This window comes from Phaeocystidibacter luteus (assembly GCF_008933115.1).
GTDB classification, from domain to species: Bacteria; Bacteroidota; Bacteroidia; order Flavobacteriales; family Schleiferiaceae; genus Phaeocystidibacter; species Phaeocystidibacter luteus.
Genome location: NZ_WBVO01000001.1, coordinates 140,675 through 158,473 on the forward strand (window position 1 = coordinate 140,675; position 17,799 = coordinate 158,473).

A 17,799-nucleotide genomic window follows, 5' to 3' on the forward strand; every position below is an offset into this window, starting at 1 on the left:
GGAGATAACCGTAAGTTGGATTCGTTCCAACACCTCCTTCGCAATGTGGAAGAGGGTCCGATTATATGGTCACCATGTCTTCTGATTGAGTATTGGAAATATGGAACTATCGTTTTCAGTAAGCCAATTGTACATGTTGCTGAGGGAGCGATTACTCTCGAAATTTTGCTTTTACTGGCTAGCGTCCAAATCGCTTTGAGCCTAGGTTTTCGTGGTATACATTCGGGTAAAATTCATTACCATCAGACTATGAAAAGGCTAATCACACTTGTGCTCATCGCTATAGCTTCCATCAGCGCTGAAGCTTCTCACCTCTACGGTGGGGAGATTTGGTGGGAGTGCCAATCAAACGGACAGTACGTGTTCTATGCACGGATTTATCGAGACTGTACGGGTATTCCTTGGAACCCTACGTCAGCAAACTTACAGACCAATCACCCTATTGGCAGCATCACTTGTACTATTCAACCTGGCTATCCTAAGGACGTTTCTCCAGGTGTTGGCAATGGATGCGGAACGAGTCAAATTACTTGTGCAGGCCAAGACGAAGGGTCTATCTCCGAGTATTTCTTCAAATCGAATCCGGTTACGCTAAACGGTGTTCCGCCTTCTGCTGGTTGGTATTTTGCATGGACGAGCTGTAACCGTCCAGCGATGACCAATCTTCAAGGCTTTCCTTGTTACTACTTACGTGCGTGGATGTTCCCATACAACGATGGTACAGGTAATAGAAATGCCAACCCGTGCTTTGACAGTTCTCCAGAATTCCTCGAGGCTCCAAAGGTGACCACTTGTGCTGGATATCCTTTTTCGTACAACAACTTTGCCTTCGATCCAGAACTCGATTCACTTTATTTCGATTGGGCTCAGCCTTTGAACAATGGTCTAAACAACCCTGTGACCTTCAATGCTCCTTATAGCTTTAATAATCCGGTACCAGGGATAACGAACTTTGCACAGAACGCAGGTCAAGTAGATATAAATACTTCGCTCACGGGTAAATACGCTACTTGTATGAAGGTGACGGCCTATAAGTATGGTCAGAAAGTAGCGGAGATTTTTAGAGATATACCAATCATCCTACTCGGATGTACTGGTCCTTTAAACGACCCTCCTACACTAGATGTGATTAATGATCCACTTCCGGCACCTCAGCTGACACCCGTATTGCAATCTGGTGACACCTTGTATTACGAAATGACTGTCAATGCCGGTGATTCGATTTATTTCAGATTGCAATCACAAGATGACGATGTACTACCGCCAACCTTTATTCCTCAACAGATTACATTCATTGGTGTAGGTGGTAACCTCGGTCAGCCGCTAAATAACCCTAGCACATGTTTGTTTAATCCTCCATGTGCAACTATTCAGCCTATTGCTCCACAATCGAGCTTTGTTTCATCGCTTACCAACAACGTTGAGTTTAGTTGGAAAACAGACTGTAATCACCTGAGCTTCAATCCTATTGCTGGTGGTGCTGCGCGATCCCAATATCTATTCTACTTCAAAATGGAGGATAGTTATTGTCCCGCACCTTCCTTCAAACTAATTACCGCTCGAATAAACGTGGTCAGTCCGGCCCCGGTACCACCAGATTTATCGAATTCTTGCTTAGCGTATGATCCTATAACAGACGAAGTTACTCTTCCATTTGTGGGTCCGACAGCGGCAGATACCGCTCAGAATTTCGATTACTACGTGGTGTTTAGAGGCGACTCGGCCGGTAATTTCTCACCGTACGATACAATCAATGACTTCGCGGCCGTCAATTATATTGATGTAAACCCAGACCGTTCAGAGCGCTACTACTATATGAAGACCTTCGGTGGATGTGGACAAGAGTCATTCTCTTCGGATACGCTTTCCATCATCAACCTGAAGATGACACCATTCCCTGTGGCGAGTCCGTTCGTTGCTCAGCTTGAGTGGACGGATCCATTCGGCGACCCATCATTGGGCACAAACTATGAAGTATGGCGTCAAGTAGTAGGTTCGGGAAATTGGCAACAGATTACTGCAACGCAAGACACCTTCTTTAACGACACGGTTAACTTGTGCGAAGAATTACTTCAATATCAAATTAGATTGGGTGGAGCCTGTGGTTCATTTACAGCACAGGATACTTTTAGAGATTTGAACAACCAGGATCAGCTTGATATCGCCTTCGTTACGAATGATGCGGGTCAGACTCTAATAGAGTTCCCAGCTACGAACTATGGTGATGTGGTAGAGTACCATATTCTTCAACAAGTAGGGGGAACATGGACACTAGCGGACGTTGTGCCGGTCGGTACACCTACGCCATACGCCATTCCTGGAAGTAACCCGGATGTCCAAGTTGAAAAGTACAAAGTGATTAGCATTGACAGTTGTGGAAATACGGCTGATACCACTGCGGTCTTGACGCATAACAACATCTTATTGGCGGGAGATTTGAACCCTTGTGAAGCCACAATGAGGTTGGAATGGAATGCCTACAAGAACTGGGTAGGAGAGGTTGGAGCCTATTACATCTACGCGGATGTTACTCCTCCTGGAGGCCCTACAAACATGGGTGTACTAATGGGTACGAATACGGGAGACGACACTACTTTCCTGCATGAGAATCTAGCTTCGGGAACAGGGTACTGCTACTACATTGTTGCTGAGGATACGAGTGGTACGCTGAGGTCAACCTCGAACGACGAGTGTATCAACTCCAGTGTGGTTGTGAGATCGCAGCTTCAGTACATGGCACGAGCTACCGTACAAATTGATGGAGCTGTGGAGATTTGGGCCTTCATTGATCGCAATGCGGATGTGGATGAATACCAGGTTCAGCGTTCGGAGGATGAATTCGGGCCATGGATTACCGTAGGTGTAGTTCCAAAACCAACCGCAGCGCCTTACCAGGTGAAGTACACCGACTTTGGGGCCAATACGGAGAGTGCGAGATATTTCTACAGAATCCGCAGTGAAACGTCTTGTGGAACGGTGGATACCGTTTCCAACTATGGAACGAATATTCTCCTCAACGTTACGCCAAATGACAATCTCACAAATCAGTTGGATTGGTCGGATTACGAAACCTATGGCGGAAATACCACTTATAGTGTGTTCCGAAAGCAGAAGAACGCAGGAAACTGGGTGGAAGTAGAGACGGGTATTACGGAATCGGAATACACGGATAATATTCGCCAGTTTGGAAATGGAAATGGAATCTTCTGCTACTACGTGACAGCTGTAGAATCCAACAACCCACTTGGGTTCGTCGACGAAAACGGTGGTCCAATGACTTCTAAATCAAACGAAGTATGTGCCGATCATGATTCCAGAGGATTCTATCCTTCTGCGTTCAATCCGAACAGTGCCATTCCTTCAAATCGCGTGTGGTCGCCACAAATGCTCTTCGAAGAGTCGAGTTCTTACAGCATTGTCATTGTAGACCGCTGGGGGAACGAAGTCTTCAACAGTGTGGATCCACTGGAAGGATGGGACGGAACATTCCGGGGAGAAGACTCTCCAGAAGGTGTTTACTTCTTCATTGTTCGCTACAGATCAGAAGAAGGAAAAATGAAAGAAGATAGAGGTTCAATCACTCTATTACGATAATAGGTTAGTTAGCTGTTCATTTGAAATTGACCCCGCCATCTCGGCGGGGTCTTTTGTTATTGGAATTAGGATTTCTTTCACATGCTCCTCCGCCGCTCATTCCTTATATTTGCTACCCTTCAAGAATTATAGTTACTATGAAGAAACACCTCTTTGCCCTCGCAGTAGGGTTGTCGTTTTACGGCTTCGCTCAAGAAGAAATATTGTTCACCGTTGAAGGTGAGCCCGTTACAGTAGAAGAGTTCTCATACGTTTATAACAAGAACAAGGACGTAGGTAGGGAAATTGACCCTAAAACTCCGCGAGAATATCTAGATCTGTACATCAATTTTAAGTTGAAAGTTCACGAGGCTGAGGAGCTCGGGATGGACACAACCCGCCGTTTTGTACGCGAGTTCAGCTCGTACAGCGAGCAGCTTGCTCGTCCATACATGACAGTTAAAGAAGTTAACGAACAAGTTCTTCGTGAGGCTTTTAATCACCTCGCATGGGATGTACGTGCACGTCACATTATGCTTGACGTGGCTCCAAACGCCCTTCCAGAAGACACCTTGCGCGTGTACAACCAACTCGTAACGGTTAGAGAGCAGATTCTCAACGGTCAGCGCACATTTGAAAGTGCCGCTCGCGCCATGAGTACCGATACCTATTCAGCACAGAGAGGTGGAGACCTGGGTTGGTTCACTGCTTTCAACATGGTGTATCCGTTTGAAAAGGCAGCTTATCGTCTTAATGAAGATGAAATCTCAATGCCAATCCGCACCCAATTTGGGTATCACCTCATTGAAACTACGGATAGACGCCCTTCACGAGGTAAGATCGAGGTAGCGCACATCCTTGCTCACGTTGACCCAAATGGAACAGAGGAGGAGCAAGCAGCTGCAAAGGCAAAGATTGATGAGATTTACGAGCAGCTTCAGAATGGAAGCGATTTTGCCGAACTCGCTCGTCAGTTAAGCGACGACAAAACAACCGCTTCTATGGGAGGAGTGCTTCCTGCGTTTGGTATGAAAGAAATGCTTCCAGAGTTTGAGGAAGCTGCTTTTGGAATTGAGGCTGATGGTGAGATTAGCGCTCCATTCAAGACAAAAATTGGATGGCACATTGTGAAGCGTATCCATCGCTATGACCTCGGTACATTCGAGTCTGTAAAAGCTGAACTCGTTCAAAAAATTCAGCGCGATACTCGCTCAAATCTGGGGCAACAGGTATTCTTGAATAAACTCAGGAATGAGTACAACTTCACCACAGATGAAGACAATCTGATGGAAGTTCTTGAAGAATACGAGGAAGGTGTGAAAGAAGGAGAATGGTCCGCTGCAGAATTCGAAGATGAAACCGACGAAGTGGTCTATTCTTTTGCGGACCGCCAAATTTCACAAGCTGAAGTTGCTGAAGTATTGACGGGAGCTCAAGGCCGTTTTGAAGGAAGCGAGTCCATCAAATCAGATGCGTATGGATTCTTGACCAACTGGGTGAAGAATCAGCTCATAGCCTACGAACGAGAGCACTTGGCAGACAAGTACCCGGAATTCAGATTCCTCGTTCAGGAGTACAGAGAAGGGATTCTTCTTTTCGACCTCACCAAAGAGATGGTTTGGGATAAAGCCAGCCAGGATAGCGCTGGATTGGCTGATTTCTACGAAGCGAATAAGGCAAACTATAGCGTAGGTCCACGTCACGAGTACGTACGATTCTCAGTATCTACACGCCAGGTTGCAGACGCGATAATAGCCGACCTCCAAAGTGGAAACACCTCTGGTGCAGAAATTCTCGAGAAATACAATCAGGAGAGCATGCTCACTGTGGGTATGGATACGCTGAAAGTGCTCGTAGGTAAGGATGAAAAGATTGATGAGGCTGCCGAAGGAAATGTCTTCACATATCAGGAAGACAATCGTTGGATTGTACCTTTTGTAGTGCAGACGCTTCCGGAAGGAATTCGTCCATTGGATGAAATCAAAGGTTTGGTGACTAGCGATTATCAAAAAGAACTAGAGGCCGAATGGGTTGCCGAACTTCGCGCGAAGTACAGCGTTGAAGTGAATGAAAGTGTAATGACAGAATTGGAATCAGAGCTTTGATTCGAAAAGTTCTCTATATCGTCATAGCTGCCTCGACGTTGTCGAGTTGTGAATTTGCCTTTGGCGAAGAGGACAAAGGCGCTAAGGTTGCACGTGTATACGACGCCGTTCTCTATGCAGAGGATATCCGAGAGGTAATGCCTAGCGGAATGTCGCCGGAAGACAGTGCCACATGGGCAAGAAAGTACATCAACAACTGGGGGAAGGAACAGCTGATTATCAAGAAAGCTGAATTCAACTTGGCTGATCAAGAAAAGGATTTTGATGAGCTAGTTGAGCAGTATCGAAGCGACCTCTTAAAATTCACCTACCAGCAACGGTATGTGAGTGAGAACCTTGATACTGCGGTTACCCCTGAACAGATCCAGGAGTACTATGACGCGCATCAATCGGAGTTTGAGTTGAAGGAGAACATTCTTAAACTCAATTATCTCGTTCTGAATGTAGATGCGCCAGACGTATCGGATGTAAGAAAGTGGTTCAGAAGCGATGATGAAGACAACCGAACGGCCCTTCAGGATTATGCGTTCAAATATGGAAGATCCTCTAGTTTTGAGGATACCAATTGGGTGAGGTATAATGATTTAGCGAAATTCATCCCACTTCAAACGTATAATCAGCAACAGTTTATTCGAAACAATAAGTACGTTGAGATTTCGGATAGCACGGGGGTTTATTTCGTTGAAATCCTCAAGTATAAAATAGCAGATGATGTTTCTCCGTTGCCATACGTGAAAGAGACGATTCGAAATATCATCTTGAACAAGAGAAAACAAGAGCTAATCGTGAACATGGAAGCACGAATAGTAAATGACGCATATGAAAAGAATGACTTTGAGATATATTCAGCTGACGATAATTAGTCTGTTCTTCTCCGCGGCTGCTTTTGCTCAGCCGGGAACAGGTGGAACAGTTGCTGAGGGCATCATTGCAGTTGTGGGTGAGAATATCATCCTCAAAAGTGAAGTAGAAGGAAACTTCGAAGCACTTAAGCGACAATACCAACAGCAAGGACTAACCATCACCAAGTGTGAAGTAGTAGAAGATTTGCTCATGGAGAAGTTGATGCTTCACCATGCGGAAATCGACAGTGTTTTTGTGGACGAGGGCGAAGTAGATCAGAACATCGATCGACGTATTCAAGCGCTGGTACAGCAATTTGGTGGCGATATTCAGAAACTCGAACAGTACTATGGTAAGAGCGTAGTTGTGATTCGAGAAGAAATGCGCGACCTCATGCGTAATCAGCTTACTGCACAGAGAATGCAATTCACCATCACAAAGGATGTAGAAATTACGCCTACCGAAGTTCAGGAGTTCTACAACAGTATCCCTGAGGATTCACTGCCGCTCATCAACACCGAAGTGGAGCTAGCTCAAATTGTGGTTTACCCGGCGGTTGATCCCGAAGCCGAACAGGAAGCCATTGATAAGCTGAACGAGCTTCGTCAGCGTATCGCCGACGGACGTAGTTTCTCAACTATGGCTATTCTATATTCTAAAGATCCCGGCTCTGCCAAGAATGGTGGTCTTTACGAAGGCATCAAAAGAGGCCAGTTCGTGAAAGAATTCGAAGCAATAGCGTTCAACCTTCAGCCTGGAGAGGTTAGTGAGCCATTCCGCACAGTTTATGGCTATCACATCGTTCAGCTCATTGAAAAGAGAGGTGAGGAGCTAGACCTTCGTCACATTCTCATCCCGCCTCAAATCAGTGACGCGAACCTAAACGAGGCGCGTAATGTAATGGACAGCATTCGTTCGGCAATTGTTTCTGGAGCAATCACATTCGAGGAGGCTGTAGAGGAGTATTCAGAAGATGACGGTACACGCTACAACAACGGTATGCTGATGAATCCGCAGACGGGAGACACCAAGTGGGATGTGTCCAATTTGGATCAGGCTATGTTCTACGCAATCCAAGGATTGGAAGAAGGCGATATTTCGGATCCGTCCCTTTGGCGTGATGAAGAACAGAAAGAGGCTTTCAGAATTATTCGAATCAATGCCAAAACAGAACCACACAGGGCAAACATGCGCTCTGACTATGGTCGCCTTCGCTCAATCGCGCTTCAAGAGAAGCAGAGCAAGAAAATGGCAGATTGGATCAATGAAAAGATCGCGGAGACCTATATTCGAGTAAACAACAACTACTACAACTGCACATTCGAACAGAATTGGGAGAATGAAAGCACAGCAAGCTCTCGCCGATGAGTCAAGATATCCAAGCCATAGACCACCTCGTTGTACAGTACAAAAAGCTGCGCGATGAGATTTCGAAAGTGATTGTCGGACAAGAAGAGGTTGTTGACCAAGTAGTTTTATCCATCTTTTGCAAAGGTCATTCACTCTTGGTGGGGGTGCCTGGATTGGCGAAAACGCTACTTGTGAACACCATTTCCGAAGTACTCGGGTTGTCTTTTTCGCGTATTCAGTTTACGCCAGATTTGATGCCTTCAGACATCATTGGAGCGGAGGTGCTCGACGAAAGCAGACACTTTAAGTTCATTCGCGGTCCGATATTCGCCAATATTGTTTTGGCTGATGAGATTAACCGTACTCCGCCAAAGACGCAGTCTGCCTTGCTTGAAGCCATGCAGGAGCGCTCCGTAACGAGTTCGGGCCAGACCTTCAAAATGGAGAGCCCGTTTTTTGTTTTGGCTACACAGAACCCAATCGAGCAGGAGGGAACCTATCCTTTACCAGAGGCGCAGCTCGATAGATTCATGTTCAATATCCATGTAGATTATCCTTCGTTTGCTGAAGAGGTTCAGATTGTGAAGGGAACAACGGGCGACGACAAACCAGAGTTGAAGCACGTGCTAAACGCGCAACAAATCATGGATATTCAATCTTTGATTCGCCGTGTGCCTGTAAGCGATCAAGTAACGGAATATGCCGTAAGGATTGCATCGAATACACGTCCAAATAACCCAGATGCGCCAGCTTTTGTGAAAGACTATTTAGGTTGGGGTGCCGGACCGAGAGCCTCTCAATATTTGGTTCTAGGGGCAAAGGCATATGCCGCAACCCGTGGCAAGTACGCGCCGGATAGAGAAGATGTACGCGCAGTGGCAGAGCCAATTTTGCGTCACCGTATTGTCAAGAACTACAAAGCAGAGGCGGAAGGTCTAACCGAAGCTGACATCATCAAAAAGATTGTTGATTTTTCAGGTGAAATGAAATGAGCACGACGAACGTAGTTGAAATAGAAGGAATGAAATGCGAAGGCTGTGTGGCGAATGTGACACGTGAGCTTTCTGCCCTTGCGAGTGTGGAATCGGTTCAGGTATCGCTCGAGAAGAACAATGCCACAGTAACCAGCGCAAGTGAAATTGATAAAGAACAATTGAGTTCAGCTGTTCAAAAGGCTGGATTTAAGGTCAAATAACCGCAAGGAAGAGATTATGTGAAAAGGCACACTAGAGAGAAATGAACAATCTAGTGTGCCTTTTCTTTTATCATTACGACCTTAGTGGAACAGAAGAAGAATTATGAGCACTAAAAAAACACTACCCGTATCAGGAATGAGCTGCGCAGCGTGTGCAGTGAATGTTGAGAAAGCGTTGAAGGGGACGAAGGGTGTGGTAGATGCTAGCGTAAATTTTGCCAACCATACAGCCTACGTAAACTTCGATGAATCAACAAAACTTGAAGCCCTGCAGAAGTCAGTTCAAGATGTTGGCTACGACCTAGTGATTCCCGATGCCAATGCAGAAGGGGAGTCTGACGTGTACGAGAAAGTACGCGAAATGCAGGAAGACCATTATCGAGATTTGAAGAAGAAGAGCATAGGCGCCATTCTTCTCACTATACCAGTCGTTTTACTCAGCATGGTTATTCCAACGCAGAGTTGGACGAACTACGCAGAGTTTGCACTTACCTCTATAGTTGTGCTTTGGTTTGGAAGGACTTTCTTCATCCATGCCGCTCGTCAAGCGCGACGCCTTTATTCGAACATGGATACCCTGGTTGCTGTGAGCACGGGGATTGCTTATCTGTTTAGCGTAGTAAATACATTTTTCCCAGAGTGGATGACTGGCAGTGGTCTAGAACCACATGTGTACTACGAAGCGGCAGCGGTAATCATTTCATTTATTCTATTAGGGAAATTACTCGAAGCTCGAGCAACTTCAAAGACATCTGATGCCATTAAGGGGCTCATGAATCTCCAACCTGACGAAGTTGTATTGGTGGATGGAGAATCTGAAACAATTATAGCTGTAGAAGATGTGATGGCCGGTGACCTCCTTCGCGTAAAACCAGGCGGTAGAATAGCTGTGGATGGTTTTGTAGAAGATGGCGAGAGTTATATTGATGAGTCTATGCTCACAGGTGAGCCTGTGCCCGCACCAAAAATTAAGGGGGACAGAGTCGTAGCTGGGACAATCAATCAGAAGGGAACGCTGACTTACAGAGCCTCGGAAGTGGGGAGCGAGACCGTACTTTCACGTATTGTTCAACGCGTACGAGAAGCTCAGGGTAGCAAAGCGCCCGTGCAGCGGTTGGTTGACCGAATCGCTGGGATATTTGTTCCAATCGTACTTGTCCTGGCGATCATCACTTTCTTCGTTTGGTATTTCAGTGGAATCGACCAAGCCTTCACCTATGCATTACTATCGGCCATTACCGTGCTCGTGATTGCTTGTCCGTGTGCATTGGGACTTGCGACTCCTACTGCGATTATGGCTGGAGTAGGGGCGGGTGCGCGCCACGGGATATTGATTAGAGATGCCGACTCGTTGGAGCGAGGGCACCGAATTACAGATGTGGTACTAGATAAAACGGGAACCGTTACACGAGGTAAGCCCGAGGTTCAGGAAGTCCTGGTGATTGAAGAAACGATGGAATGGTCAACGCTCGAAGCCATGGAGTCACTTTCGGAGCACCCCTTAGCAGATGCCATTGTTACCCATATTCGAAATGAACGCGTGCCCGAAAGCGCCAAGCCTGTTGTACAAGCGTTTGAAAGCGTAACAGGTCACGGGGCAAAAGCCACGGTTGAAGGTCAGGATTACAAGATTGGTAAGCCCTCTTGGATTATTGACGAAGGAGTGACTTGGACCGATGAAGCGGAAGCGTGGACGGTTGTTCAAGGAGAGCATGGGAAATCTGTAGTTGCTTTTGCAAAAGGCACAGACTTAATGGCCTTGATATCTATTGTAGACCCCGTGAAGCCCGAGGCATTCGAAGCCGTGGCGAGGCTGATTCGCAAGGGGATTACGGTACACATGCTGACGGGCGACCATATTTCCACTGCATCTGCTGTTGCGAGAGAGGTAGGAATTGATCATGTTAAGGCCGAAGTTCTGCCCGATGATAAATACGATTACGTGGAAGCTCTTCAGCAGGCTGGTAAGCACGTAGCCATGGTAGGAGATGGAATCAATGATGCACAAGCATTGGCTTTAGCAGATGTATCGATTGCCATGGGAAGTGGTACGGATATCGCCATGGATACGGCCAGAATAACTTTGATGCGTGACGACCTTAATGGTGTGCCTGATGCGATTCGACTTAGCCGTCATACCGTGAACACCATTCGTCAGAATCTATTCTGGGCATTCATCTACAACCTCATTGGAATTCCCATTGCTGCAGGGGTGTTGTACCCGAGCTATGGTTTCTTGTTAAGTCCTATGATTGCGAGTATGGCAATGGGCTTGTCGTCGGTTAGCGTGGTGACCAACAGCCTGAGACTTAGAACGGTATTCCATTCTAGAACTCAAGACAGATAGGGAAGTCCGCAGTCTTACTTGCTGAAGATGTTGTACTTGACGATGCAATAGATCGCGCGGAAACCGTCTTTCCAGTTGATTTTCTTGCCTTCTTCAAAGGTTCTACCGTAGTATGAAATGCCTACTTCGTAGATTCTAATCTTCGGGATTCGTGCAATCTTAGCTGTAACCTCGGGTTCAAATCCGAATCGCTTTTCCTTTAGCTTCAATCCTTGAACCATATCGGTACGGAATAGCTTGTAGCATGTTTCCATATCCGTTAGGTTGAGGTTTGTAAGCATGTTGGACAAGAACGTGAGCATCTTATTTCCGATGCTGTGCCAGAAGAATAAGATACGGTGCGGATTGCCGCCCATAAACCGAGATCCGTAAACTACGTCAGCATCACCGGTAAGTACCGGTTTTAGAACGAGGTGGTACTCTTGCGGGTCATATTCCAAATCGGCATCTTGAATAATAAGGTATTCACCAGTAGCTTTTTCGATGCCGGTATGCAATGCAGCTCCCTTGCCCTTGTTTACTTCGTGCTTGTAATACTGGATATTGAGCTCAGGATTTTCCTCCTTGTACTTCAGAATCGACTCCTCTGTATTGTCCTTGGAGCAGTCATTCACAATGATGAGTTCTTTCTCAATGCCATTTGGTAGTTCAACGGTCTTAATTCTATCGAGAATCAAGTGGATGGTTGGCCCTTCGTTGTACGCAGGGATGACAATTGATAGCTTCTTAAAGTCTACACTCATTACTCGGAGCTCGCTTCTAAAAGGGATGGAATCTCCTCTTCGTCAAATGTGCCGAAGAGTAGGGTATCCCCAGTGATGTTTAGTAGTGTGGCATTACCTGAAAGCGAGTCGTTTTTCCATGTTCCAGTGAGCTTTGAGCCGTCTCGGAACCTCATAACGCCTTCGCCTTCTCGGATGCCGTTTTTCCAATAGCCGTCAAATATACGACCATCGCTGAAACGGTAAACTCCTTTTCCAGTTCTTTGACGTTTTACCTGATCTCCTTCAATCACTTCCCAATCTCCAGTATAGCCTCTTTCGGGATAGTAAACCAACAGAATGGTTGGATAGACGTCTGGCGATTGAATGACGTGAATCTGACCAAACTTCTCCTTATTGTCTTGAATGTAGGGAACTAAGTATCTACTCACATCGGCAAATCCCATAGCATCGATGATGATATGCGTCACGCCGGTTGAATCGAACCTCGCTTCAATTTCTTCATAATCGAATGTAGAAGGTATGCCAATGGATTGACGATTCGCATAAAGGTAGAACAGGCCTGGTTTCCGGTTTACAACCACAGCGTCAGCAGGTAGGTTGTCATCCACGAAATCGGCCATCTTTAGGAAATCACCGTACTTGTTTGGGTAAACTCGGTCAACCTTATCTTTCTCTTGCTGGACGCCCGGAGCGAAAGCAATTACAAAGACTAGATAGATAAGCGGATTCGGATTCTTGATGATTTTGGTCGCCCTGATGATTTCATCTACACCCAACACGGCGCCAAGTAGCAAGAACGGAATCAAAGGCATGATGAATCGAGTTCCAAACCACACATGCGGCCACAAGAGCAAGATTGCGGCCGAGCCGAGGAGGTAAACCGCTACGAAGGCGCGGTATTTCTTAAGCTTGAAAACTCCGAAGATTACGAGACCGACAAGTACTAATCCCAACAACCAATTAGTCTCTGGGACGTAATTCTCAGGGGTAGACTCAGAGCCGGTCAGCCATCGCATATAAACGCTATAATTCACCTGTATTTGAGCGAAGAACGTACGCGGTATTTCTACACTGATGTACCGTTCGATATTGTAAGCCATGCGCGTGAACAAGTCACTAATGCCTACCACTCCTTCCTCTCTTCTGTATGGGTTTACACTGAGCAATTGGTTGATATATCCACCGCCGCCGTTGCCACTAACAGCACGACCTCTAAGAATCCATGGAGTGGCGAGGGCGATAAACGAACCGGCGAAGACGCCAAACTTTAGCCATTTCTTGTTGAACAAAAGGTAGAGTAAGAGAGCGCCAATCAATGCAATGCCTGCGGTCCTGATGTGGAAACTGAATGCGGCAACTGCAATCATCGCCCAAAAACGCCAATCGCGCAGGAAGTTGTCGTTCTGTTCTGATTTCATGAACCAGAGCAGAGTGAGTGTGGCAAAGAACATAAACGGTACCTCACTCATCATGATGTTACCGTATTGAATCATATTGCCGTTAAGGAGGATAAAGATGGACACGACCAACGCCATCTTACTATTCTCGGTGATAATCTTAAATATCCTAAAGCTGAGAAGCACCGTTCCCAAGAAGAATAGGCCTGTCACTACTTTCAAAAAGCCAATGCTAGATGAAAACATCATAAAGAAGGACAGAATCAAAGGATATCCAGGGGGGAAGTGGTTATTTGGAACTTCACCAACCACATGAGCGTTGGTGTATCCTTTGCCACTCGCAATCGAATCGCCAAGGATATAATATGCGGCATTATCTCCACCTAAATCAATCTTGGTGTCGTACGTAACCGCAAATACAATGAGCCATAATAGAGAGAGGAGTGCGTAAGGTGCCCAAGTTGCATTCACTATGCTTCCCGAGTTCGCTTGCTTAGTTTCGTTCTTCTTAGCCATGGTTGGAAAATTGCTTTCCGAAAGTATGAATTCTATATAGGACTACGAGATAAAATCGACCATCGTGAAGCATCTGAGTAAAAATCGACTTGGAATCCTACCTTTGCGGTGAAATTCAACCACCCCATGAGAGAAACATTTGCAATCGGTTCAAAGCCGTTGACCATTCAGCTCATTGAGTCTATTCTGCTCGAGAATATGTCACTTTCGTTGAGCGATTCTGCCGTAGAGAAGATTTCTAAGGCTCGATCTTATATCGACGAAAAGATGTCCAGAGAATCGGGACCAATCTATGGCATCAACACTGGGTTTGGTTCACTTTGCAATGTTCAGATATCCACGGGTGAATTAGAGCAGCTACAGGAAAACTTGGTAATGAGCCACGCATGTGGCCTAGGCGATGAAGTGCCAGCCGATGTAGTACGCTTAATGCTTTTATTAAAGGTTCAGAGCTTGAGTTTTGGGTATTCTGGAGCTCAACTAGAGACCGTACAACGCCTCATCGATTTTTATAATGAGGATGTTTTGCCTGTCGTATACCAACAAGGTTCGCTCGGGGCTTCAGGTGACCTCGCTCCACTTGCACATTTGTCACTTCCCCTTCTCGGAAAAGGAGAGGTAGTTTACAAAGGGGAGCGTATGGATGCCCAATCAGCTTTGGATGCGCTCAACCTTGAACCAATTGCTTTGAAGAGTAAGGAGGGGCTAGCCCTGCTCAACGGAACTCAGTTTATGTCCGCATACGCCACATGGGAGTTAATGCAAGCACATAAGCTCAGCTATCTAGCAGATCTTATCGGTTCGGTAAGTCTTGAGGCCTACGATGGTCGACAAGAGCCATTTGATGAGCGTGTACACCTTATTCGTTCTCATGCCGGACAATTAAAAACGGCAAAGAACATCCGTGAGTTTCTCGCGGGTAGCGAGTTAATTGAACGCGCTAAGGAGCATGTTCAAGATCCGTATTCATTCCGCTGCATGCCTCAAGTGCATGGAGCTTCTAAGGATGCCATCGCGTACGTAACACAAGTGGTAACTACCGAAATCAATTCGGCAACCGACAATCCAAATGTGTTCCCAGACGACGATGTGATTATTTCAGCGGGCAATTTCCATGGACAACCTTTGGCGCTCGCCCTTGATCACTTAGCAATCGCATTGGCAGAGCTTGGAAATATTTCCGAACGCCGCGTTTATCAAATGATTTCAGGTAGAAGAGGTTTGCCTCCTTTCTTAGTAGCAAAACCGGGATTGAACAGCGGATTTATGATACCGCAGTACACAGCTGCGAGCATTGTTTCTCAGAATAAGCAACTATGCTCTCCAGCTTCTGTCGACAGTATTGAATCTTCAAATGGGCAGGAGGATCACGTTTCTATGGGATCGAATGCCGCAACCAAGTGCTATAGAGTTGTAGAGAACCTCGAAAGAATTTTGGGCGTTGAACTCATGAACGCCTCTCAAGCTCTGGCTTTCAGAGATGGCGAAACGAGCGAGTTCCTCAAATCTTTTGTAGGTATGTTCCGTGAAGACGTTCCTTTTGTGGAAATAGATAGAGTGCTTCACAACGATATGGCGGCAGCAACTAAGTTCATTCAGGAAATCCAACTCGACCCTGAACTCATTTACGCTTAAAGAAGTGTGGCAATATGCGCAGTATGAACAGCCGCGAGAGCGGCTGTTTCTGTTCTAAGCCTTTGATCTCCCAGTGTGATTCCAGTTATTCCAGCCGCGAGTGCATTCTGAAACTCTTCTGGACTAAAATCACCTTCGGGGCCAATCATCACACAAACGGAGCTGCCATTCGTCCGCATTTGATCAATCAGAGGTGTCTTTGTTCCTTCGCCACAGTATCCGATGTAAGTCGGATAGCTGCGCGATTGACCAATAAAGTCATTAAACTTGACGAGCGGGTCCAGCTGTGGAATTTTCCCTTTCAAGCTTTGTTTAACTCCTGAAAGCAGGATGCGTTCGAGCCTCTCCGGCTTGAAAACCTTGCGCTCTGAATGTTCGCACAGAATAGGAGAGATGCGGCTAATTCCAATCTCCACCGACTTTTCCAATAGCCATTCGAGGCGATCCATGTTCTTTGTAGGAGCAATTGCCAGATGGAAATCGTACGGAACTTCTCCCCAATTCTCTACGTGCTCGTCAATTTGAATGGCACAATGCTTCTGATGCTCTTCTACGATAGGGCCGGTGTATAATCCACCATGGCCATCGATTACAGAGAGGATATCACCACTCTTCTTTCGCAGTACACGTATGGCATGCTTGCTTTCATCTTCTGAAAGCACTACACGATCTCCCTCAACCTGTCCGTAAAACAATTGCATTACGCGCCTACCTTATCTTTCTTAGCTCCAGGAGACTTGTTGTAGTTCTTCTCGATGTATTCGATAATGATAGACGCCACATCAACACCCGTAGTAGATTCAATCCCTTTGAGTCCAGGACTTGAGTTTACCTCGAGGATAAGTGGACCGCGCTTACTTTGCAGCATATCTACACCCGCAACGTGAAGACCAAGCGCGCGGGCGGCCTTAACAGCCATATCCTTCTCCGCTTTTGTCAATCTTACTTTGGCGCCACTGCCGCCTCGGTGGATGTTGCTTCGGAATTCTCCTTCTTTACCCTGACGCTTATAGGCGGCCACAACTTTCCCACCAACAACTACGGCACGGATATCGGCACCACCTGCTTCCTCAATAAACTCCTGAACGAGAATATTCGCATTGAGTCCGTAGAAAGCCTCGATTACGCTCTTGGCTGCCTTGCGCGTTTCGGCCAAAACAACACCTAGACCTTGAGTCCCCTCTAAAAGCTTGACAATCAAAGGAGTGCCGCCAACTTGTTTAATCAATGAATCAACGTCATTCGGCTGTTTTGCAAAGGCCGTTTTAGGGATGCCTACTCCGTGACGGGCAAGGATTTGTGTAGCGCGAAGTTTATCTCTACTTCTCACCAAGGCAAGGCTACTTACGGTGGTGAAAACCTGACGCATTTCAAACTGACGAATCATCGCGGAACCGTAATAGGTCACTGATGCTCCGATGCGAGGAATGATGGCATCAACATCAGAAATGACGTGATCGCCATAGTAGATATCCAGGTTTCCGCTCTCCATCACCACATACGTTCGTGTGTGATTGATGATGCTTACGGTATGTCCACGAGCCTCAGCGGCTTCAACAAGTCGCTTTGTGCTATACAGGTTCTTATTGGCGGATAGAATTACGAGGTTCATTTGGTAGATTTCTTAGAGGATTCTTTTAGAGAGATGTTGCTTTTTGCCACGTCTACAACGAAGCCCTGTCTCAACAAGTTACGCCCAACGAGCACAGGATACTTCATCTTTTCTCTGTCAGCCAACGTGAACTCACACGTGTATGTTTTGCCCATCATCTGAGTTTTCGTGATGAAGCTAAACCGCTTTTGCTCTTGTCCGAAGCTATTGCGGACATTTCGTTCTCTGAAGTGCTTTGTCTTGTAGTACTGACCTTGGTATTGTGGATGCTTTTTGTCTAATAACTTGAACCACAGCTCTTCTTCACCGTCTTTTTCAACAACTTTTACGCTGTGACAGTGAATTGCAGAAAGCGCTGCACCTGTATCAATCTTGCATTCTAGCGCATCGAGATCAAACTCAGGCAGGGAGAGGACATCTACACGTCCGATAGTAACTTTCGATTTTGGAGCCATAAAAAACAGCTATTTCGTCAAACTTATAAAAGGGGAATTGAAAGAA

Annotated in this window: 13 protein-coding genes; 8 read left to right on the plus strand and 5 right to left on the minus strand. The window is 46.2% G+C overall.

All coding sequences use genetic code 11. The features are described from left to right. The first annotated feature begins 249 nt into the window (after nucleotides 1–249). The 7 genes from F8C67_RS00585 (at nucleotide 250) to F8C67_RS00615 (ending at nucleotide 11,413) form a co-directional block, all read left to right on the plus strand. Complete coding sequence (locus F8C67_RS00585; RefSeq protein WP_151665840.1) at nucleotides 250–3,594, plus strand: T9SS type B sorting domain-containing protein; 3,345 nt, start codon at nucleotides 250–252, stop codon at nucleotides 3,592–3,594. A 137-nt stretch (nucleotides 3,595–3,731) separates the two neighbouring features. After that, the gene (locus tag F8C67_RS00590) at nucleotides 3,732–5,678 is read left to right on the plus strand and encodes a peptidylprolyl isomerase (RefSeq protein WP_151665841.1); all 1,947 of its coding nucleotides are present in this window, start codon (nucleotides 3,732–3,734) and stop codon (nucleotides 5,676–5,678) included. Continuing rightward, the gene (locus F8C67_RS00595; RefSeq protein ID WP_151665842.1) at nucleotides 5,675–6,541 is read left to right on the plus strand and encodes a hypothetical protein; all 867 of its coding nucleotides are present in this window, start codon (nucleotides 5,675–5,677) and stop codon (nucleotides 6,539–6,541) included. Before F8C67_RS00590 ends, F8C67_RS00595 begins: the two co-directional genes overlap by 4 nt. Then, nucleotides 6,498–7,889 carry a peptidylprolyl isomerase gene (locus F8C67_RS00600; RefSeq protein ID WP_170266305.1) on the plus strand — a complete coding sequence of 464 codons (1,392 nt, stop codon included), beginning with the start codon at nucleotides 6,498–6,500 and terminating at the stop codon, nucleotides 7,887–7,889. The genes F8C67_RS00595 and F8C67_RS00600 overlap by 44 nt, the downstream gene beginning before the upstream one ends. Next, complete coding sequence (locus F8C67_RS00605) at nucleotides 7,886–8,863, plus strand: AAA family ATPase (protein WP_151665844.1); 978 nt, start codon at nucleotides 7,886–7,888, stop codon at nucleotides 8,861–8,863. The genes F8C67_RS00600 and F8C67_RS00605 overlap by 4 nt, the downstream gene beginning before the upstream one ends. After that, the gene (locus F8C67_RS00610) at nucleotides 8,860–9,066 is read left to right on the plus strand and encodes a heavy-metal-associated domain-containing protein (protein WP_151665845.1); all 207 of its coding nucleotides are present in this window, start codon (nucleotides 8,860–8,862) and stop codon (nucleotides 9,064–9,066) included. Before F8C67_RS00605 ends, F8C67_RS00610 begins: the two co-directional genes overlap by 4 nt. 103 nt (nucleotides 9,067–9,169) lie before the next feature. Continuing rightward, on the plus strand, nucleotides 9,170–11,413 hold the full coding sequence (locus F8C67_RS00615; RefSeq protein ID WP_151665846.1) for a heavy metal translocating P-type ATPase: 2,244 nt from the start codon (nucleotides 9,170–9,172) through the stop codon (nucleotides 11,411–11,413). Between the two features lie 14 nt (nucleotides 11,414–11,427). On the opposite strand, the gene F8C67_RS00620 is transcribed toward F8C67_RS00615, so the two are convergent. Then, a complete protein-coding gene (locus F8C67_RS00620) occupies nucleotides 11,428–12,156 on the minus strand; it encodes a glycosyltransferase family 2 protein (protein ID WP_151665847.1) in 729 nt (242 codons plus the stop codon). Then, nucleotides 12,156–14,051, minus strand: coding sequence for a phospholipid carrier-dependent glycosyltransferase (locus F8C67_RS00625; RefSeq protein ID WP_151665848.1), 1,896 nt, complete (start codon nucleotides 14,049–14,051; stop codon nucleotides 12,156–12,158). The genes F8C67_RS00620 and F8C67_RS00625 overlap by 1 nt, the downstream gene beginning before the upstream one ends. A 126-nt stretch (nucleotides 14,052–14,177) precedes the next feature. On the opposite strand from F8C67_RS00625, the gene hutH reads away from it, so the two are divergent. Further along, complete coding sequence (hutH, locus tag F8C67_RS00630) at nucleotides 14,178–15,686, plus strand: histidine ammonia-lyase (protein ID WP_151665849.1); 1,509 nt, start codon at nucleotides 14,178–14,180, stop codon at nucleotides 15,684–15,686. Here hutH and F8C67_RS00635 read toward each other — a convergent pair. Genes F8C67_RS00635 through F8C67_RS00645 form a run of 3 tightly spaced genes read right to left on the minus strand, consistent with a single transcriptional unit; the run spans nucleotide 15,683 to nucleotide 17,753 of the window. Continuing rightward, nucleotides 15,683–16,387 (minus strand): RsmE family RNA methyltransferase, encoded by a 705-nt coding sequence (locus F8C67_RS00635; RefSeq protein ID WP_151665850.1) that lies wholly within the window; start codon nucleotides 16,385–16,387, stop codon nucleotides 15,683–15,685. The two genes, hutH and F8C67_RS00635, sit on opposite strands and share 4 nt — an antisense overlap. Beyond that, nucleotides 16,387–17,298 (minus strand): 30S ribosomal protein S6--L-glutamate ligase, encoded by a 912-nt coding sequence (gene rimK / locus F8C67_RS00640; protein ID WP_151665851.1) that lies wholly within the window; start codon nucleotides 17,296–17,298, stop codon nucleotides 16,387–16,389. Before rimK ends, F8C67_RS00635 begins: the two co-directional genes overlap by 1 nt. Beyond that, on the minus strand, nucleotides 17,295–17,753 hold the full coding sequence (locus F8C67_RS00645; RefSeq protein ID WP_151665852.1) for an ATP-dependent zinc protease family protein: 459 nt from the start codon (nucleotides 17,751–17,753) through the stop codon (nucleotides 17,295–17,297). The genes rimK and F8C67_RS00645 overlap by 4 nt, the downstream gene beginning before the upstream one ends. Nucleotides 17,754–17,799 lie beyond the last annotated feature (46 nt).

What these genes read in the sequence shown, in the direction of transcription:
- F8C67_RS00585 (WP_151665840.1), top strand. Translation starts at nt 250, where the DNA reads ATGAAAAGGCTAATCACACTTGTGCTCATCGCTATAGCTTCCATCAGC.
- F8C67_RS00590 (WP_151665841.1), top strand. Translation starts at nt 3,732, where the DNA reads ATGAAGAAACACCTCTTTGCCCTCGCAGTAGGGTTGTCGTTTTACGGC.
- F8C67_RS00600 (WP_170266305.1), top strand. Translation starts at nt 6,498, where the DNA reads ATGAAAAGAATGACTTTGAGATATATTCAGCTGACGATAATTAGTCTG.
- F8C67_RS00605 (WP_151665844.1), top strand. Translation starts at nt 7,886, where the DNA reads ATGAGTCAAGATATCCAAGCCATAGACCACCTCGTTGTACAGTACAAA.
- F8C67_RS00610 (WP_151665845.1), top strand. Translation starts at nt 8,860, where the DNA reads ATGAGCACGACGAACGTAGTTGAAATAGAAGGAATGAAATGCGAAGGC.
- F8C67_RS00615 (WP_151665846.1), top strand. Translation starts at nt 9,170, where the DNA reads ATGAGCACTAAAAAAACACTACCCGTATCAGGAATGAGCTGCGCAGCG.
- F8C67_RS00620 (WP_151665847.1), bottom strand. Translation starts at nt 12,156, where the DNA reads ATGAGTGTAGACTTTAAGAAGCTATCAATTGTCATCCCTGCGTACAAC.
- F8C67_RS00625 (WP_151665848.1), bottom strand. Translation starts at nt 14,051, where the DNA reads ATGGCTAAGAAGAACGAAACTAAGCAAGCGAACTCGGGAAGCATAGTG.
- hutH (WP_151665849.1), top strand. Translation starts at nt 14,178, where the DNA reads ATGAGAGAAACATTTGCAATCGGTTCAAAGCCGTTGACCATTCAGCTC.
- F8C67_RS00635 (WP_151665850.1), bottom strand. Translation starts at nt 16,387, where the DNA reads ATGCAATTGTTTTACGGACAGGTTGAGGGAGATCGTGTAGTGCTTTCA.
- rimK (WP_151665851.1), bottom strand. Translation starts at nt 17,298, where the DNA reads ATGAACCTCGTAATTCTATCCGCCAATAAGAACCTGTATAGCACAAAG.
- F8C67_RS00645 (WP_151665852.1), bottom strand. Translation starts at nt 17,753, where the DNA reads ATGGCTCCAAAATCGAAAGTTACTATCGGACGTGTAGATGTCCTCTCC.